This is a genomic window from uncultured Collinsella sp., from assembly GCF_959026545.1.
GTDB lineage: Bacteria > Actinomycetota > Coriobacteriia > Coriobacteriales > Coriobacteriaceae > Collinsella.
On the sequence record NZ_CAUFLV010000011.1, the window covers coordinates 38,500 to 55,942 of the forward strand.

Annotated in this window: 15 protein-coding genes; 11 read left to right on the forward strand and 4 right to left on the reverse strand. The window is 62.5% G+C overall.

Annotation, left to right across the window (positions count from 1 at the left end; translation table 11 throughout):
* Window positions 1-37 precede the first annotated feature (37 nt).
* The 11 genes from Q5Q88_RS06410 (at window position 38) to Q5Q88_RS06460 (ending at window position 12,924) form a co-directional block, all read left to right on the forward strand.
* The gene (locus Q5Q88_RS06410) at window positions 38-3,898 is read left to right on the forward strand and encodes a discoidin domain-containing protein (RefSeq protein ID WP_302742371.1); all 3,861 of its coding nucleotides are present in this window, start codon (window positions 38-40) and stop codon (window positions 3,896-3,898) included.
* A 145-nt stretch (window positions 3,899-4,043) separates the two neighbouring features.
* The gene (locus Q5Q88_RS06415; protein ID WP_302742373.1) at window positions 4,044-4,448 is read left to right on the forward strand and encodes a hypothetical protein; all 405 of its coding nucleotides are present in this window, start codon (window positions 4,044-4,046) and stop codon (window positions 4,446-4,448) included.
* A gap of 85 nt (window positions 4,449-4,533) precedes the next feature.
* Window positions 4,534-5,838, forward strand: coding sequence for a DNA recombination protein RmuC (locus tag Q5Q88_RS06420; protein WP_302742375.1), 1,305 nt, complete (start codon window positions 4,534-4,536; stop codon window positions 5,836-5,838).
* 178 nt (window positions 5,839-6,016) lie between these two features.
* Entirely contained in the window at window positions 6,017-6,823 is an 807-nt protein-coding gene (locus Q5Q88_RS06425; RefSeq protein WP_118652385.1) for a YebC/PmpR family DNA-binding transcriptional regulator, read from the forward strand.
* 213 nt (window positions 6,824-7,036) lie between these two features.
* Window positions 7,037-7,582: an alkaline shock response membrane anchor protein AmaP gene (gene amaP, locus Q5Q88_RS06430; RefSeq protein ID WP_118652387.1), complete on the forward strand. Its 546-nt coding sequence runs from the start codon at window positions 7,037-7,039 to the stop codon at window positions 7,580-7,582.
* On the forward strand, window positions 7,572-8,027 hold the full coding sequence (locus tag Q5Q88_RS06435; protein ID WP_233545994.1) for a DUF2273 domain-containing protein: 456 nt from the start codon (window positions 7,572-7,574) through the stop codon (window positions 8,025-8,027). Before amaP ends, Q5Q88_RS06435 begins: the two co-directional genes overlap by 11 nt.
* A gap of 49 nt (window positions 8,028-8,076) precedes the next feature.
* Window positions 8,077-8,607 carry an Asp23/Gls24 family envelope stress response protein gene (locus tag Q5Q88_RS06440; RefSeq protein WP_118652389.1) on the forward strand — a complete coding sequence of 177 codons (531 nt, stop codon included), beginning with the start codon at window positions 8,077-8,079 and terminating at the stop codon, window positions 8,605-8,607.
* 342 nt (window positions 8,608-8,949) lie between these two features.
* A complete protein-coding gene (locus Q5Q88_RS06445; protein ID WP_302742382.1) occupies window positions 8,950-9,840 on the forward strand; it encodes a methionine ABC transporter ATP-binding protein in 891 nt (296 codons plus the stop codon).
* The gene (locus Q5Q88_RS06450; RefSeq protein WP_302742384.1) at window positions 9,833-10,498 is read left to right on the forward strand and encodes a methionine ABC transporter permease; all 666 of its coding nucleotides are present in this window, start codon (window positions 9,833-9,835) and stop codon (window positions 10,496-10,498) included. Before Q5Q88_RS06445 ends, Q5Q88_RS06450 begins: the two co-directional genes overlap by 8 nt.
* 364 nt (window positions 10,499-10,862) lie before the next feature.
* A complete protein-coding gene (locus Q5Q88_RS06455) occupies window positions 10,863-11,732 on the forward strand; it encodes a MetQ/NlpA family ABC transporter substrate-binding protein (RefSeq protein ID WP_118652395.1) in 870 nt (289 codons plus the stop codon).
* 166 nt (window positions 11,733-11,898) lie between these two features.
* Window positions 11,899-12,924 carry a YitT family protein gene (locus Q5Q88_RS06460; RefSeq protein ID WP_302742387.1) on the forward strand — a complete coding sequence of 342 codons (1,026 nt, stop codon included), beginning with the start codon at window positions 11,899-11,901 and terminating at the stop codon, window positions 12,922-12,924.
* A gap of 102 nt (window positions 12,925-13,026) precedes the next feature.
* Here Q5Q88_RS06460 and yihA read toward each other — a convergent pair whose 3' ends face one another.
* The 4 genes from yihA to Q5Q88_RS06480 all read right to left on the reverse strand — a co-directional run bounded on the left by yihA (window position 13,027) and on the right by Q5Q88_RS06480 (window position 17,281).
* Window positions 13,027-13,665: a ribosome biogenesis GTP-binding protein YihA/YsxC gene (gene yihA, locus Q5Q88_RS06465; protein WP_294121660.1), complete on the reverse strand. Its 639-nt coding sequence runs from the start codon at window positions 13,663-13,665 to the stop codon at window positions 13,027-13,029.
* Between the two features lie 16 nt (window positions 13,666-13,681).
* The gene (locus Q5Q88_RS06470) at window positions 13,682-14,512 is read right to left on the reverse strand and encodes a 5'-methylthioadenosine/S-adenosylhomocysteine nucleosidase (protein ID WP_302742388.1); all 831 of its coding nucleotides are present in this window, start codon (window positions 14,510-14,512) and stop codon (window positions 13,682-13,684) included.
* 136 nt (window positions 14,513-14,648) lie between these two features.
* Entirely contained in the window at window positions 14,649-16,007 is a 1,359-nt protein-coding gene (gene moaC, locus Q5Q88_RS06475) for a cyclic pyranopterin monophosphate synthase MoaC (protein WP_302742390.1), read from the reverse strand.
* Between the two features lie 5 nt (window positions 16,008-16,012).
* Window positions 16,013-17,281, reverse strand: a complete 1,269-nt coding sequence (locus Q5Q88_RS06480) for a GTP 3',8-cyclase MoaA (protein ID WP_302742391.1) — start codon at window positions 17,279-17,281, stop codon at window positions 16,013-16,015.
* Window positions 17,282-17,443 lie beyond the last annotated feature (162 nt).

Here is a 17,443-nt window from a genome sequence, read left to right on the forward strand (position 1 = left end):
GCACTTCAAACGTACTACATCTCATAGGGAGCCCATTGTGACCAACCCCGCTCGCTACGAGGACATGGGTCTTGTTGACTCACGTGTCCGAGCCGCACTCAACCCCGTTGGCCGCTCCACCAAGACGGTGCTCATGGCTGCGATGATCGCGACCGCAACGGTTTCAACCGCTGGTATCGCTGTCCCCTCAATTGCCCATGCGGCTCCCCAGGGTGGTGCCATTCAAACGCTCGAATCGTACGATGCGCAGATTCGCTCGCTTGTCGAAAAACAGGACCTTGTCGCCCGTGCTGCTGCCGGAACGCTCGACGAGGCCTCGGAGCGCCTGATTCTTCAGCGAGAGCTGGTGCGTCGTGCCGGATATGAGCAGCTGAGCGAATTACGGGCCTCTTCAACCGATGCAAGCGAGTTCCTCGATTGGTTCATGGGTGACCTCGCGGCGCTGCGCTATTACGTCACGGGCGGCGAGGTGTGGACCAACGCCAAGAACAACGTAGCGACCCACGCCGACTACATCAAGTCGCTCGGCATCTTCATGCGCCTGCGCAAGACGAACGCCGCCGACCTTACGGCACCGGGTGCCGATGCGGATGTGTACCTGCGCATGATGGTTGCGGCATCCCTCGATGTCTCTGGTCGTGCGCGCCTGTGGACGGGCGATCCGGGGTTTGTGTCCGACCCGCTCGTGCGCTACTACACCATCAAGACATTCCGCTCCGATGAGCGCTATCGCTTTAAGAAGGACCTGTTCGACGCGTTGCCGGTCGAGAGCATGCGCCTGGTCTTCGAAAACCAGATCACCGATGCGGAGCTGCCCTGGTTGGCGAATTACTCGCTCGCCAAGTTCTCCGCCACTGACGACAAAACTGAGGATAGTCGCCTGAACGCGTACTCCTACATCTGGTATGACGGTGGTTATGCGAGCAACGGCGGGTACAGCAACGTGCGTTTTTACAACGATGCCGAGTTCAACGGCCCTGTTGAGGAGATGAAGTCCTCCAACGGTGCGCCCGGCAAGCCCCTCAAAGTCTGGCAGGGCGGCTGGAAGGAGAAGTACCAGCTTTCCTACACGGACGCGCACTTCCCGAATGCCGAGGCGAACGACCTCTATCACATCGGTTGCGGCGACGTTTCTTCCGTTCCGGGTGCCACACAGGATAAGACCAAGTACCACCGTCTCTGGATGGTGTTTGAGAAGGGTGGCGTGTGCGGAGCCCTCGCCAAGACCTTCGCCAACCTCAACGGTATGGTCGGCGTGCCCTCGTTCGTGGTGGGCCAGCCCGGCCACGCCGCCACGCTCACCTATGAGCTGCGCGCCGATGCGAACGGCACGATGGTGCCGACGTATCGCATCCAAAACGACGTATCGGGATGGGGCAAGAGCAAGAGCCCGTCTGCAGCCCACTGGCTCAACGGGTGGGGGCGCGGCATTACGGGCGAGTTCGCAGGTATGTACACGCTCTATGCCACGGAGGCCCTCTCCGATTGGGTGGGGTACGTCCGCAGTTACGAGACGCGCCTGATCGCCGCGAGCCTCGATGAGGGTTCCACCGTTCGCGAGCAGGCGATTGATGCCGCCCGCGGGGCGCAGCCCATCAACTTCGATGCACTTTGGGCAAAGATCGAGCTCCTCGGCGCGCGCGATGCCGCCGCCGCTGAATGGGAGGCACTGGCCAAGGAGATCGCCGAGCAGCTCAAGTTCTACCCGCTGCCCATGCATGACCTCATCAAAAACATCAACAAGCGCACCGACGGCTCGCAGTTCGCCGCCTTGGAGGCCATCAGGCTCGATGCGCTCCAGCGCGCGTCCAAGGTCGACAAGAGCCAGACGGTCAATCACGATGCCTGTGCGCGCGTGGCCAAGATGCTCATGGGCGAGGCCGATGGTGTGGTGGCGACCTTCTCGTTCGATGGCGATCAGGCGGGTGTGATCGCGCTGGGTGAGCACCTTCGCGGCGGAGGCGTGCCGTGGAGGTTCAGCCTCGACGGCGGCAAGACATGGTCCGACCAGACGGATGGTCAGGTCGAGGTCGTCTTAACCGCCGATCAGATCGCCTCCATCAACGCCGAGACGGATATCCAGATCCAGCTCATCGGCGCGAGCGTCATCAACTGCATCGATATCGTGGCGGGTCAGGCTCCCTCGCTCAAGTGCGAGGCGAACGACCGCGCGAACCGCATCTATTTCTTTGACGGCAAGGTTCCCAATGGACTCGAGATGCGCGTGGACGGCGGTTCGTGGGAGCCGCTGGATGTTGAGCGGACGTACAAGGGGAATCGCACGGTCGAGCTGCGCGTGCCCGCGCGGGGAACCACCACTGCCTCCAACCCGGCCGTGTTCACGTTCACCGCGGGCGACCGCGATGCAAATTTCGTTCCGTATGAGGAGATGGTGGTCAACTCCTATTCTTCCTCTCGCGATGGCGCGGCGATGGCCCAGCGCGTGATCGATGGCTACTACGGACCGGGCAACGAGTTCTGGATCACGAGCCGCGAGAAGACAAGCGATGCCTGGATCGTGCTCGACCTTGGACATGAGCGTGCCGTCACGGATGTCGATTACTGGCGTCCCAAGAACCTGGGCACCAATGGCGTTCCCCGGTGGGATCGCATGGCGGTGACGGTGTCGGTTGCGCCCGATACGGGCCTTGCTGCCGGGGTTCCGGTGGATGCCTCGGCCTTTAAGGAAGTCGAGCGCTTTGGTAAGGGTGGCACGAAGGTGCCCGGGTGGCAGGAGAGCACGCTGAGCACCCGTTTGACGCTGAGCGACGGTCCAGTGATGGCTCGCTACGTCAAGTTGCACCTGAACGACATCTACTTCAGCGCGACGCTCATCGATGTGTGGGAGGCCCACGAGCCCGGCTTGGAAGCCGATGAGGTGGTCTTTGATTCGATGCGCGAGGGTGAGGCGACTCCCGTCCCCATCGCTCTCGAGTTGAAGAACACAAGCAAGGTCGATGTGCAGATCGAGGGCGTGACGCTCGATTCCGACGCGTTTGAGCTGCGCGGTTCCGGCTCGACTACGATCCCCGCCGGCGGCACGGACGCATCCTGGCAGGTGGTGCCGAAAGCCGGGCTTGCGGTGGGGTCGCACCGGGCGGCTGCCAAGGTTGCCTATCGGGCTGTGGGAACCGAGGCTACCGCGCGCACGCTCAGCATTCCGGTGATGATCGAGGTCTCCCCGGCGGACGTCAGCGTTTCCGTAGATGTTGAGAAGCTCGGGCAGGATTCGGTTCGCCTGAACGCCCGCGTTGAGGGCGCAGAGGGCTTGGGAGCCCGCGTGGAGTACGCCCTGTGCGATACGAACCAAGCGCCTGACGCGGTGACGGTCGCCGACGCTACTGAGGGACCGCAGGTGCAGGGAAATCCCCTCAACACCTGGACGAGCGATCCGGTGTTCAGCGGCTTGATGCCCGGCGAGACGTATTATGCCTTCGTGCGCGTGACGGGTGTGCCCGGTTTAGGTGCGGTGACTTCCGGCGAGGGAGCACCCGTTGAGATCGTGCCCGATGTCGTTGACCCCGATGGCGGCGACGGCAACGGCGGCAATGGCGGCGGCGATACCGGCGGCAACAACGGCGACAACCAGGGTGGCGACCAAGGTGACGGTAACGATAACGGAGACGCCGGGAACAACGGCGACAGCCAGGGCGACGGCGGCAACGATGGCTCCGGCGGCCAGGAGACTCCCGATGAAGACGGGAACCAGGACGATAATGACGGCGCCAAGGATGAGAGTGGCGACGAGACACCTCAGAATTCCCTCGGCAGTAAGCCCGAAACCCTTCCCGGAACGGGCGACGCGTCGGCTCATGGCGTGATGGCGTCCGCTGCGGGCGTCGCGTCCATGGCGGCAGCCGCCTTCAGCCGTTTGAGGTCGCGCCGCGAAGACCGGTAGGGCAGGCCACAACGGGAGATGCGCGTTTGGCGCATGTGACCATCCCGCGTCAAGCCTCAACTCGATCCGGGCTTGACGCGGGAACTTTTTAGTGCAATTCTGGAGAAGTCGGTTCCATGCATGCCTCCATAAGGAGGGCTTTTGCATGGACCTTTTTCTTAAACACGCGCCGTGCACGCAGGTGCCGGCATCCGCATCCGGTGGAGGAAACGCCCCGCGCACAAAGGGACGGCGCGCCGCGCGAAAGGAACGCTTCCCGCAGGTAGACGTTGGAGAGTTCGAGCGCGCAGCTTCCGGGGGCGAGGGCGTGCAACGCCTTGCGGCTGCGGAGGCATACGCTGCCGAGAGGGCATACGACGTCAAGAGGATGCGTCGCGGGGCACTTTTGGGGGTCTTGCGGGCGGTGTTGTTGGCTTTGGCGGTACCCGTTCTCGTTGCTGCGGTCTTCGTCGCTTCATATGCGTTGACGTGCATTTTGGATGGTGCAACTCCCGAGGAACTCATGGACGCTCTCGCTGCCTTATTTGATAGGATCTGCTCGATCGCGTAGTGCGGGGGTTCGCCTTGGCTTTGGTGCGATACGAATGGCGACTGCTAAGATGAGGTTATTCGAAAGCGGATAAGGGGTTGAGGGAATGGGAATCGAGCTTATAACGATGGTCGCATCGGTCATGGCGGCAGTGCTTGCTGCCTGGTCGACCGTCGCGTGCGTCCGCCTGCGCCGCGCACACATGGAGCATCGGGAAGAAAGAGAGCGCTCGATTGCCGAGCGAGAGCAGATGCATGAGACCCTTACCGCCGCAGGCAGCGCTCTGTCTCAAGTTTCCGCTGCCGTGAATGCCGCGCTTGATGGGTTGTCGAGCCTGTCGATAATCGAGCAGCAACATTTCGAGGCGCAATCGCGCGCGTTCGATCAGATGGGTGTTAGGGTGGACGATGTTCGCCGCGAGACAACTCAGTATTTGGAAAAGACGCGCGAGACGGTTGATGCGCAGCTCGGTGCGATGCGCAGTGATAACGAGCGCAAGCTCGAGGCCATCCGTGTCACGGTGGACGAGAAGCTCGCCACGACCCTCAATGACCGCCTGGGCGCCTCTTTTAAACAGGTGAGCGATCAACTCGAGGCGGTGTACCGCGGATTGGGGGACATGCAGTCTATCGCGACGGGCGTGGGCGACCTCAAACGGGTGCTCTCCAACGTCAAGACGCGCGGCATGCTGGGAGAGGTTCAGTTGGCGGCGATTCTGTCCGAGATTCTCGCGCCCGACCAATATGCCGAGAATGTCGCCACCAAACCGGGCAGTGCAGATCGCGTCGAGTTCGCCGTCAAACTACCGGTTGAGGAGGGCGAGCCGATTTGGCTGCCCATCGACTCAAAGTTCCCCGGCGACACCTACGAGCACCTGCGCGATGCGATGGATGCGGGCGATGCCGAGGGAATCGCCGCCGCCCGTCGTACGCTCGAGCAGGTCATCAAGCTTGAGGCGAAGGACATTTCCGCCAAATATCTGAGCGTTCCCGAGACGACGAACTTCGGCATCATGTTCCTGCCGTTCGAAGGCCTGTATGCCGAGGTTGTCGACCGGCCGGGGCTTATCGAGTGCCTACAGCGCGACTACCAGGTGAACGTGGCAGGGCCCTCGACCATGGCGGTGATCCTCAATAGCCTGCAATTGAGCTATCAGACGTTCGCGTTCCAACGCCGCGCCGACGAGATCCAAAAGGTGCTAAGCGCCGTCAAGGCGGAGTTCCCCAAGTATCAAGCGGAGTTGCGCCGCGCGCTCAAGCAGATCGAGACTGCCGGGAAGACGGTGGACGGAATCATCAACACGCGCACGAACGTAATTGAGCGCAAGCTCAGGAGCGTGACCGCTTTGGAAGACGATATGCTTGCTGCCGAACTGCTCGGAATCGAGGCCGTGGACGCGGACGAGTTGTGACGCGCCGGCGGGCGTGCCAACGTGCCCTTGGGGGCGTGCCCCCTTTGGCACGCGTGTGAAGCTCGTGGTAAACCCCTTTCGCATGCTCCGCAATCGGTATATCATGCTGAGCGTGTGTTTATATGGGCTTGAGGCGCGTAGTCATGTGTCGAGAGCGGGTAAATAGAAGGAGCATCACATGTCCGGACACTCTAAATGGGCCACAACCAAGCACCGCAAGGGTGCGCAGGACGCCAAGCGTTCCGCCCTGTTCTCCAAGTTGAGCCGTAACATCACCGTCGCGGCCCGTCTGGGCAACGATCCCAACCCGGACAACAACGCCTCCCTTGCCGCTGCCGTCGCCAAGGCAAAGGCTCAGTCCATGCCCAAGGACAAGATCAAGGCCGCTATCGACAAGGCCTTCGGTTCCGGTGCCGACGCCGCCGTGTACGAGAACATCGTGTACGAGGGCTACGGTCCCGCGGGCGTCGCCGTGTATGTCGAGTGCCTGACCGATAACCGCAATCGCACCGCCGCCGATGTCCGCTCCGCGTTCTCCCACGCGGGTGGTAACCTGGGCACTTCCGGCTCCGTGTCGTTCCAGTTCGAGCGCAAGGGCCAGGTCGTCGTTGCCAAGCAGATCGTCGACCCCAACGATAAGAAGGAGAACCTCATGGCCAACGGCGCTGCTGGCGATGAGGAGGAGTTCATGATGGCCGTTGCCGAGGCCGGTGGCGACGATTACGAGGATGCCGGCGAGGAGTGGGTTGTGTGGACCGCCGCCGGTGACCTCATGGCCGTCTCGAAGGGCATTGAGTCCCAGGGCATCGAGGTCAAGGGTGCCGAGCTCACCATGGTTCCCACCACCCCGACGTCCGTCTCTGGCACTGATGCCAAGAAGGTCCAGCGTCTCATTGACCGCCTCGAGGAGCTTGACGACGTTCAGGACGTCTACTCCACCATGGATATGACCGACGAGGTCATCGCTGCCCTCGAGGAGGAGTAGGTTCGGGGTTCCCGAGGCGCCGCATCGTGACGTGCAAGTCGTCGCTTGTTTGAGCCGGGTTCGCTATGTGGCGGGCCCGGCTTTTCCCTAGAGCGGCGTGTTCGCCGTATAATCGAGAAGCGTGCCATGATGCTTTACGGGCTATCGGGGTACAAAAGGTGAAATGTGTGCGGGCGCCGTGGTGCCCGCGATGTGTAAGAGAGAGGAGGAGCCATGCGGCGAATACGCAGAATCGGGCTGGTTTTGTATCTCATCGCCGGTGTATTGGTGGTCGGCGCATGCGCGGGCTCCCTCTTTGGTCCCTATACGGAGCGGTTCGCCTCGATGCTCGCATCGGGGTCCGGCCGCGTGACTATGGCCATCTGCCTGGTCATTGTCGCCCTGAATCTAATCGCCGTCCTGATGTACCTGCTCGTTGATCGCCCTGAGCCCACGTGCATGCGGTTGGCGGGCAACGCGGATATCGAGGTTTCGACTGAGGCTTTGGCTTCCATTGCGCGATCTGCTGCCGCGGAGCGCGATGTGATGGTCGAAGATGTTCGCGCACGTGTTGTGGGCCGCGATAAATCCGCTGTGGACATTCGCATCGAGGCGATTGCGCTCACGCAGCACAATGCGGAGGGCCTTGCGCATCGTGTGCAGCAACGTGTCCAAGACGCCTGTCACAAGATGCTCGGAGTGGCCGGTGCGCGTGTGCACGTACGTTTTCTCCCGAGTAAAACCGTGACCGTGACGAAGGAGGTCTCCGGTGAGCGATAATTCCCATGCGCCCAAGGTGCCAAAAGCGATAGTCGAGCAACTCGAGGTCCATGTTGAGGGCGTTGGGGAGCGGGGGACAGGTGATACCCCCGGTCCTTCGGATCGAGATGCGGCCGAGGCCTCTGCTCAGAAGGGCTCCTCGCACATGGGTGGGGATGGCGCGCAAGGCGGTGCGCATACCTCTCGTCGTGATTTCCAACGCGCGACCATCGGCTTGTTTGAAGGGCTCGGTCGTACGGCATGGGCGTATGCCAATGCTCATCCGCATGCCACGCTGTACGGCATCATCGGCTTTGTGCTGGCGGTGCTCATCTTGGTGATTGGCCTGTGGGACACGATCGTCATCGCGGTGTTCGTGTTTGTGGGTACGGTCATTGGCCAAATGGTCGATGGCGACAATGCGGCGGTCAACTTTATTCGCCGCGTGCTCGATGGGCGTAAATAGGCGCACGGTCGGTTCGTGTGAGTTTGGGATTTGCGGATAGGAGCGAATCATGGCAGACAGTAAAGAGTTTTTGGATAACAAGGACGCTGACGCGGTGGAGACGGTCGAACGGGCGTCGTCCGACGACGCGGCTGAGGCGACTGACGCCATCGAGGACGTCGAGATCGGTGAGGTCCTTGCCGAGTCTGAAGAAGACGACGACTCCGAGGACTCTCTCACCTACTCCAACGGTGTGATTGAGAAGATCGTCGCCATGGCCACGCGCGAGGTCCCGCATGTGTTGGGCATGAAGGGCAACCTCATGCACCTCGTCCAGGAGACCTTCGGCGCGGAGAACCTTTCCAAGGGCGTTACCATCGAGGTGACCGACGACAACCGCGTGGTGGTCAACATCTCCGTCATCATCGAGTACGGGTGCTATGCCCCCGCCATCTTCGAGGACGTCAAGGAGCGCGTGACCGAGCGCCTCACTGCCATGACCGGCCTTGAGGTCGCGGGCATCAACCTGCGCATTGAGGACGTTGTCACGCGCGAGGAGTACGAGGCGAGCCGTCGCCGTCACGCCGAGGACGCCGAGTAGGGACGGCCGCGTCTCATGGGGCCCGCGCCCTCGCCGTTTCGAGGTAAGGGGCGGACTCGGGCAGATGCGTTGCTTTCGATTAAAGGGGCCCTTCGGGGTCCCTTTTGTTACATGGTAGTTTCCCAGCTTGCCCGATATAAGGTACCCTGTTACTCTCATCCCCATGATTACGTTTGTTGGACATAGCGCGAACATGATGATGGTCATGGAGATGCCCTCGCCCGGGCACTTTGTCATGCCGCGCGATTTCCGCGTGCTGATAGAGACCGGGCGCCTCCACTAGGTTGTCTCCGGCGGGAGATGGCCACAGGTCCCATTCCATCTTCAAGCGGAGTTTTCCTCGTGATCAGCATCAAGCATGTGTACAAATCTTTCGCCGCGCCCAAAGCGTCCGGCAAGAAACGCCACGGAGGCAAGGCCGAGGTGTCCTACGCCGCTTCGGTGAGCGGAAATCCTGCTCTCGGAGCTGCCGCGGTCGTGCAGGCGACTGACGAGGCGGCCGAAACCCTGGCGTCGGTCGAGGCCGACGGCCTGGTTCACGCCCTTTCGGACATCAATCTCGAGATCGCCGACGGCGACATCTTCGGCATCATCGGTATGAGCGGTGCCGGCAAGTCGACGCTCGTTCGCACCATCAACCTGCTGGAGCGTCCCACGACGGGCGTCATCGAGGTCGATGGCCGTGACGTCACCGCGCTTTCTGGCGAGGAGCTTCGCGCGTATCGCCGTCGCGTGGCGATGATCTTCCAGAACTTTGGCCTGCTGGCGCAAAAGACCGTGCTGGACAACGTCTGCTTCCCGTTCCTCGCCGCCACCGGCAAGGTGACGGAGGCAAACCGCGCCCGTGCTCTCGAGCTGCTCGACCGCGTTGGTCTTGCGGAGAAGGCGCAGAGCTATCCCAGCCAGCTCTCCGGCGGGCAGAAGCAGCGCGTTGCCATCGCCCGCGCGCTCGCCTGCGAGCCCGAGGTGATCCTCTGCGACGAGGCGACCTCCGCGCTCGATCCCAGCAGCACGAACACCATCCTCAAGCTGCTGCGCGATATCAACCACGAGACCGGCGTGACCCTGGTGGTAATCACCCACTCCATGGACGTGGTCGAGAAGATCTGCAACAACGTCGCGGTGCTCGAGCACGGCCGCGTGGTGGAGCAGGGGAGCGTGGCGAAGGTGTTCGCCGATCCCCAGGCCGAGGCTACGCGCGTGCTGCTCGGAAAGGTGGATTGGGATGCTTAACGATTTCCTCGCGGAGTTTGCTCCGCTGCTCATTCAGGGCACCATCGACACGCTCGTCATGGTGTTCGCGTCCACTGCGGTCGCCTATGTGATTGGCACGGTCCTCGGTGTCGTGCTGCACCTCACCGCGCCGAACGGCCTGCGTCCCGTACCCGTGCTGAACGCGGTGCTGGGCTGGGTGGTCAACATCGGCCGTTCCCTGCCGTTCATCATTCTGCTGATCGCCCTCATGCCCGCCACGCAGGCACTCGTGGGCACCTCCACCGGCGTGGTGGGTGTCATTCCGCCTCTGGTGGTCGCTACCGCCCCGTTCGTGGCGCGCATGGTCGAGCAGTCGCTCGCCGAGGTGAGCCGCGACGCCGTGGAGGCCGCTGAGGCGTGCGGCGCGTCCGTGCCCCGTATCGTGTTCTCGGCGCTTCTGCCCGAGGCGCTGCCGAGCATCGTGCGCGGCATCGCCGTGACGCTCATCGCCGTGCTGGGTTACACCGCCATCGCCGGCGCCGTGGGCGCGGGCGGCCTGGGCGACATCGCCATCCGCTACGGTTATTACCGGTATGAGGACGAGGCAATGATCGTCACGGTCGTGCTGCTCATCGTGCTCGTCCAGCTCATCCAGTCCGTCTGCAACGCCATCGCCCGCAAAGTGGACCACCGCTAGAGGTTGGTTTGCTGCTAAGGGCTTTGGCTCGTCGATTCCGAGGCGTTGCCTTCGTGTATCTGGCACCGCCTGCCCGCGCCCTCTACGATGTGGGCACGAGGTTGGGTCCTCGTGCCGGCGCACATGGGTCTCGTGCCGCCGCGTATTGCTCGGCACAAGACGCGAAAGTGCACTCTCGCGGCGCTTTCGGGTCGTTTTGGCCCCAGTCCTTCTGCGAGAGTTAACTCTCGCGTCAGTTTAGGGGCGTTTCATCCGCAAATCCTCCGCGAAAGGTAACTTTCGCGGAAGGTGAGGGATGGGGGGTGAACCAACGGCCCTCGATTCCCTCCCGCCAACTGTGTTTTCCATCTGAAAGGATTCCATCATGAAGAACTTCAACACCTCCATTTCCCGCCGCTCCCTTGTTGCTTCCGCTTTCGCGGGCCTTGGCGTTGTCGCTTTGGGCGGTCTGACTGCCTGCGGCGGGTCTGGCACCGCTGCCGAGGGCTCCGCTGCCGCCGGCTCGACCACGCTCACCGTGGCTGCAAGCCCCGCTCCCCATGCCGAGATCCTCAACGACTTCGCCGCGCCGCTGCTTGCCAAGGAGGGTATCGAGCTTAAGGTGAAGGAGTACACCGATTACATCCAGCCCAACAAGGACACCACGTCGGGCGCGGTGGACGCCAACTACTTCCAGCACATCACCTACCTGGAGAACTACAACGCCGAGAACGGTACCGACCTCGTCTCCGCGGGGCTGATTCACTACGAGCCCTTCGCCGTGTACGCCGGCACCTCCAACGACCTCGACGCCATCGCCGACGGTGCCACCATCGCCGTGCCTAACGATCCCACCAACGAGGGCCGTGCGCTGCTCCTGCTGCAGGACCTGGGCCTCATTGCCCTCAGCGATCCCGAGAACCTCGAGGCCACGCCGAAGGACATTAAGGACAACCCGCACAACCTCAAGTTCCAGGAGCTCGAGGCCGCTGCGCTTCCGCGTGCCCTCTCTTCGGTGGATTTTGCGGTCATCAACGGCAATTACGCCATCGAGGCGGGCTACCACGTGGCCGACGCTCTGGCTCACGAGTCCTCCGATTCCCTTGCCGTCGAGAAGTACGCCAATATCATCTGCGTTGCGAAGAACAACGAGGATTCCAAGGCCGTCAAGGCGCTCGTCAAGGTCCTGACCTCGGATGACTTTAAGGCGTATCTTGAGGAGAACTACGGCGAGGATGTTCTTCCGGCGTTCTAAAGCTTGCTCGACCGCCCAGTTGCGCATCCGCGCAAGACGGGCTCTCGTGTACTTCTTCGGGCTGTCCCGCGCGCACGGGACGGCCCGTTTTCTTGAGTGCGCTTGGTTTCCGCTTGCGTCGTCGCGCCGGCGCGTTACCATCAGGGCGCTATGGTTTCGGCGGACGATGGAGCGCGCGGTGGAAGAGCACGATAGCGGCAGGCAGGGCACCTTCGCGGCGGAGGGAACGGACGGTTGCCTCGCCACAGGGCATACGCCGCCTGTGGAGCCTTTGGAGCACTTGGTTTCCGAGGAGGATATCCGTCGCGGTGAGCGGGCTGGCGTCAAGCGTAGCAAGGACCCGGGCTTTCTTCATTTCTTCGCCGTCCTCAACGGCGGCCTCATCTTAACGGCACTCGCCATCGTCTTGTTTAAGACGCCCAATCACTTTGCCTTTGGCGGTACGTCTGGCGTGTCGGTTATCCTATCCACGCTGTTCCCGTCGCTGCCCGTTGGTGCGTTCATGTGGATCATCAACATCGCGCTCGTGGTGCTCGGTTTCATATTCCTTGAGCGCAAGGCAATCCTCTGGAGCGTGTTTGCGTCCTTTGCGCTTTCGGGGTATGTCTCGTTGTTCGAAATGCTGTTCCCGGGAGTCTCGACTACATCGATCACGGGCGATATGTGGCTCGATTTGTGCTTTGCCGTGATCTTGCCGGCGATTGGCAGTGCCATGGTGTTCGACATCGGCGCTTCAACGGGCGGCACGGACATCCTTGCCATGATTCTCAAGCGTCACAGTACGCTTGAGATCGGTCGCGCGCTGCTGCTGGTGGACATCGGAATCGTGTGTATCGCCGCGGTTCTGTACGGTCCGCGCGTGGGTCTTTACTGCGTGCTTGGCCTGTTTGCCAAGACGCTCGTGGTCGATAAGGCAATCGAGAGCATTCACCTGCGCAAAGTATGTACCATCATCTGCAAGGAACCTCTCAAGGTCGAGACCTATATCGTTAAGGAGCTCAACCGCACCGCCACGATCAGCCGTGGGTACGGTGCTTTCTCCGGCCAGCTCGTCACCGTGATCATGTGTGTGCTCAGTCGTCGCGAGGCGGTGAAGCTGCGTCGCTATGCGCGCGAGGTCGATCCGGGCTGTTTTATCACGATTGTGGACAGCTCTGAGATTGTTGGCAAGGGCTTTAGAGGTGTTAATTAATAAGACGTGCGGGGTTTATTGAAGATGCCCGCGTAGATGGCCTTGCCAATGGTGCGCGAGCCGCCGTTTTGCATGTGAAAAAAAGATGGCTACTCGATGGCGCTAGGCTTCGTTGAGGGCGTCCGAATCCGCGGCCCCATCGTTTTCGTTGTCGAGGCAGAAATCGACGATGGCTTGCTTGAGGCGATCGATGCCCAAGCCAGATTCACTGCTTGTGACGATGAGCCGATCGGCGGGGATGCCGAGCTGCTTGCGGATGGAGGCCGCTTGCTTGCCCTGCTGCGACTTGGAGAGTTTGTCCGCCTTGGTGAGGCAGACAATGAAGTTGAAGCCGTTCTCACGCAGGAAGTTGATCATCTCAAAGTCGAGCTTGCTCGGGTCGTGGCGGATGTCAACGAGGGAGACAACCAGATTGAAGCTGCGTTCGGAGTCGAAGAAGTCGCCGATGAGACGAGCCCAGCGGTCGCGCTCGGCCTTGCTTCGCTGTGCGAAGCCGTAGCCGGGTAGGTCGACGAAGTGCACGCCATCGGCTTCGAAGAAGTTGACATTGGCCGTCTTGCCGGGGGTGGAGGAAACCTTTACCAGGCTTCGACGGTTGAACAGCTTGTTCATGATTGAGGACTTGCCCACGTTGGAACGGCCCACAAAGCTGACTTCGGGGCAGGTTGACGGTGGAATCTGCGACGCCTTGCCATAACTGGCGACGAAGTGGACTTTGTTGTAGTTGATGGCTTCGGCCATAGGGCAGCCTTTCGTGCTAGTCGCGGGGCTCGACACCCAGCTTAACCGCTAGGCGACGGACGATGGACAGGACGAGGGAACTTGCGCTTGCGGCATATTCCTCGAGGTCGAACTCGCGGGAGGACAAGGCATCGTAGCTCTCATCGCAGCTGTCTGAAATCGCGCGCAACACCAGGCAGTCAATCCCGTTCTTGGCGGCGATGTGCGCGATGGCGGCACCCTCCATCTCGACGCAGTCGCCCTGCGTGGCGGCGATGGCGGCGGCCTTTGCTTCGCATCCGCTCACGAAGCGGTCGCCCGTGGCGATGGTGCCGCGCAGGTACTGCTGCGGCTCGGTGCCTGCGTTGTTGCGACGGAACAACGTGGCATCGGCATCGGCTCGCGCGGCGGCAAGGGTCTCGGGGCCGGCGGCCGCATTGCCAGTGAGGGAGGCGTCGATGTAGCCGTGGGCGCGTAGCGTTTCTTCGGCGAGGTCGATGAGGAAATCGGTGCTGGTAAATTCCTCGAGTTCGGGAGCGGATTCGGCGATGAGGGCCGTGTCGGTGTCGAGGTAACGCAGGTGCTCGCCGATGACGACGTCGCCGATATGCAGCTGGGGGTTGAGGCCGCCAGCGATACCGGAAAAGATGATGGCATTGGCATGGTAGGCGCTGATGAGATGTTGCGCCGCTGCGGCGGCGTTAACCGTACCCATGCCGGCGGTGGTGGCAACCACTGTGAAGCCGTGATACTCGCCGCCCACGATATGCAGCCCGGCTTCGTCGACGACGGTGCCCTTTTCTACGGCGGTATAAATCTGGCGCACTTCCTTTTCCAGCGCGCCGATGATGGCGATGGTGGGTGTCATGCGTCTCCAATCGGGCAAGCGAGTGTGTATCGCGGCCTATTCTAGCAGCGCAAAGGTGAACGCCAGCGATTTTGCGGCAAACGAACAGACCCCGAACGGTCGCCCGGGGCCTGCAGGGCGCCAACGAGCTGGACGGCTACTTTAGATTTTGCAGGTGGTCGTATACAAAACTTGCGATAGCGGCAGAGTCGTTGATGTCGAGGAAAGGCGGCAGCGTGACGTCGGATTCGTTGAAAGCGCGCCCCTCCTCCTCGGCGGCGGCGCGGGCGGCCTTTGCTGCTCGTGTGCGGAAGTCGCGTGCCACCACATCGTTGCAGGCCACGGCAAGCGTGTTCTCGTCGATGAGCTCAAACGAGTCGCGTCCACGCATGCGGTCGATGCCGCTGCGCGCCACGGCTATGCTCGGCAACCCCGCCGTCTTGTAGCCCTCCACGATCACGATGTCCACATCGGTGTAGTGCGCAATCAGGTCGCGCACGGGAACCTCGCCGTCGATCCGCGCGTATTCGGCGTAGGCGCCGGGCGAGACAAGGCCCACATGGCGGCTGCCCGCCTGAGCGTGACGCCACGAATCCTTGCCGGGCTGGTCGATGTCGAAGCCCTTGTGGCCGTGGTGTTTGATGGATCCCACGCGCAGGCCGCGCTGGGTGAGTCGGCTAATGACCTTCTCGACGAGCGTCGTCTTTCCGGCGTTTTGGTAGCCCACAAAGGCGATGGCCGGCGCCGCCGCCCCTGTGCGCGGTCCGCCGGGCAGCGGCGAGGGATCGAGGTCCTCGGGTGCGGGGGAGATGGGGTGGAGGGCCGCGTTTGCGGCATGGGTGGAGTCGGCGATGGCCGTAGCGTCATCGGTGCCTGCCATGTCTTTCGCACCGTCGCGTTCCCACAGGCCGGAACGCCCGCCCTCTTTGTGGAGCAGGCGTACGTCGACGATTTCCATGCCGCGGTCGACGGCCTTGCACATGTCGTAGATGGTGAGGCAGGCGGCCGAGGCGGCGGTAAGGGCCTCCATTTCGATGCCCGTGACGCCCGTCACGCCGCAGGTCGCGCGCACGCGAAAGCCCACGCGACCGTCCTCGCGCTCTGGTGCCCAGCCGCTCGCGAGCTTTGTGCCCGGCGCGGTGATGGGCGCTATCTCGACCTTCGCCTTGGTGAGGTTGAGCGGGTGACACATGGGGATGATGTCACTCGTGCGCTTGCTCGCCATGATGCCGGCGATGCGCGCGCAGGCGAGGACGTCGCCCTTCTTGGCGCGGTCCTCGAGGACCATCGCCTGCGTCTCGGGGTGCATGAGGATGGAGCCCTCTGCGATGGCGAGGCGCTGGGTGACCGCCTTTTCGCCCACGTCGACCATGCGCACATCCCCGTGCTCGTCCACGTGTGTGAGCTCATCGCGGTAGGCATCGCGCGGCTCAACCACGGCGGCGGGGTACTTCTCGTGTACGGCTCTGCCCAAGGTCTTTGGGCGCTCGGGCTTATCGGGGGTTCGGGCGGTCACGGAGATCAGCCTCCAATCTGCGACATGAAGCGCTGGGTTCCATCAATGTGGTCATGTTGCTGGGGTTTATGGGCAATCGCGGTGCGATACAGGGCAACAACCGCTTCGTCGTCGCCGGTGCGTAGGGCGTCACGTACGTTGTACTCGGCGTCGGAGAAGAGGCAGGGCCTTAGCTGACCGTCGGCGGTAAGGCGCAGGCGGTTGCAGGCGCTGCAGAAGTGGTTGGACATGGCGGAGATGAAGCCCACGGTGCCCGCGGCGTTGGGGAAGGCCCAGTATCGTGCGGGACCGGCTCCGTACGGTGCGCTTTCGTCCACGGGAGCGAGGGCTCCGATACCCATCGCACGCGCCTGGCTCGAGATGAGCTCGCGCAGCTCATCTGAGGGCACGACGTCGCTTGCGTCCCACAGTTCGGGGTTGAGGGTGCTCCCGGAGCAGCCCGAAGTCCCGGCCCCGCAGTGGGGCGAGGTAGCTGAACTCGACCACATTGGCTCCTCAGGTGCCTCGGATTGCCCCGAACGAGGAGGGAGCACGCCTTGGGTGCGGCGACCGACGATTGAGGGGCAAGGCGAGGTGGCTGAACTCGACCACATTGGCTCCTCAGGTGCCTCGGATTGCCCCGAACGAGGAGGGAGCACGCCTTGGGTGCGGCGACCGACGATTGAGGGGCAAGGCGAGGTGGCTGAGGAGCCAATGGGCATGTACTCGATGAAGCGCACGTGCACGGGGCGCTCGAGCGACAGCTTAGCGAGCTCGAGCACATCCTGGTCCATACGCCTGACCACGACGGTGTTGACCTTGACCGGCTCGAAGCCGTATTCGAGGGCGGCATCGATGCCGGCGAGCGCCTGTTCGACGCGGCCCAGGCGCGTGATCTGGGTGAAGCGGTCAGCGTTCAGGGTGTCGAGCGAGATGTTCACGCGGTCAAGCCCGGCTTCGCGAAGTGCCGGCGCAAGACGAGGGAGCAGGGCGCCGTTGGTGGTGAGGGAGATGTCCTCGATGCCATCGATGGCGCGAATTTCCTCGATGAGGGGCACGATGCGGTGCGAGACGAGCGGTTCGCCCCCGGTGAGCCGCACACGCGTGATGCCCTCGGGAGCGACGAGCCGCACGAAATGAGCGATCTCCTCGGCGGAGAGCAGCTCATCGTGCGCGCGCATCGCGACGCCCTCCTCGGGCATGCAGTACACGCAGCGGAAGTTGCACTTGTCCGTGACGGAGATGCGCAGGTAGTTGATGCCTCGGCCGAAGCCGTCGTGAAGTTCGCGGGGCACGCGGGCGCCTTTCGGGATGGTCCGGCGGCATGCCGGTGAAGGGTAGATGATTTCATGGTACCCCACGTCACCGAGGGGAACCACGATGGTTCGCATGCGTTTCGGGAGGGGGCCGGTAAGCCGGTTGGGGTACTTTGCTACACTGGAGTGCTAAAGCACAGG

What these genes read in the sequence shown, in the direction of transcription:
- Q5Q88_RS06415 (WP_302742373.1), top strand. Translation starts at nt 4,044, where the DNA reads ATGGACCTTTTTCTTAAACACGCGCCGTGCACGCAGGTGCCGGCATCC.
- Q5Q88_RS06420 (WP_302742375.1), top strand. Translation starts at nt 4,534, where the DNA reads ATGGGAATCGAGCTTATAACGATGGTCGCATCGGTCATGGCGGCAGTG.
- Q5Q88_RS06425 (WP_118652385.1), top strand. Translation starts at nt 6,017, where the DNA reads ATGTCCGGACACTCTAAATGGGCCACAACCAAGCACCGCAAGGGTGCG.
- amaP (WP_118652387.1), top strand. Translation starts at nt 7,037, where the DNA reads ATGCGGCGAATACGCAGAATCGGGCTGGTTTTGTATCTCATCGCCGGT.
- Q5Q88_RS06440 (WP_118652389.1), top strand. Translation starts at nt 8,077, where the DNA reads ATGGCAGACAGTAAAGAGTTTTTGGATAACAAGGACGCTGACGCGGTG.
- Q5Q88_RS06450 (WP_302742384.1), top strand. Translation starts at nt 9,833, where the DNA reads ATGCTTAACGATTTCCTCGCGGAGTTTGCTCCGCTGCTCATTCAGGGC.
- Q5Q88_RS06455 (WP_118652395.1), top strand. Translation starts at nt 10,863, where the DNA reads ATGAAGAACTTCAACACCTCCATTTCCCGCCGCTCCCTTGTTGCTTCC.
- Q5Q88_RS06460 (WP_302742387.1), top strand. Translation starts at nt 11,899, where the DNA reads ATGGAGCGCGCGGTGGAAGAGCACGATAGCGGCAGGCAGGGCACCTTC.
- yihA (WP_294121660.1), bottom strand. Translation starts at nt 13,665, where the DNA reads ATGGCCGAAGCCATCAACTACAACAAAGTCCACTTCGTCGCCAGTTAT.
- Q5Q88_RS06470 (WP_302742388.1), bottom strand. Translation starts at nt 14,512, where the DNA reads ATGACACCCACCATCGCCATCATCGGCGCGCTGGAAAAGGAAGTGCGC.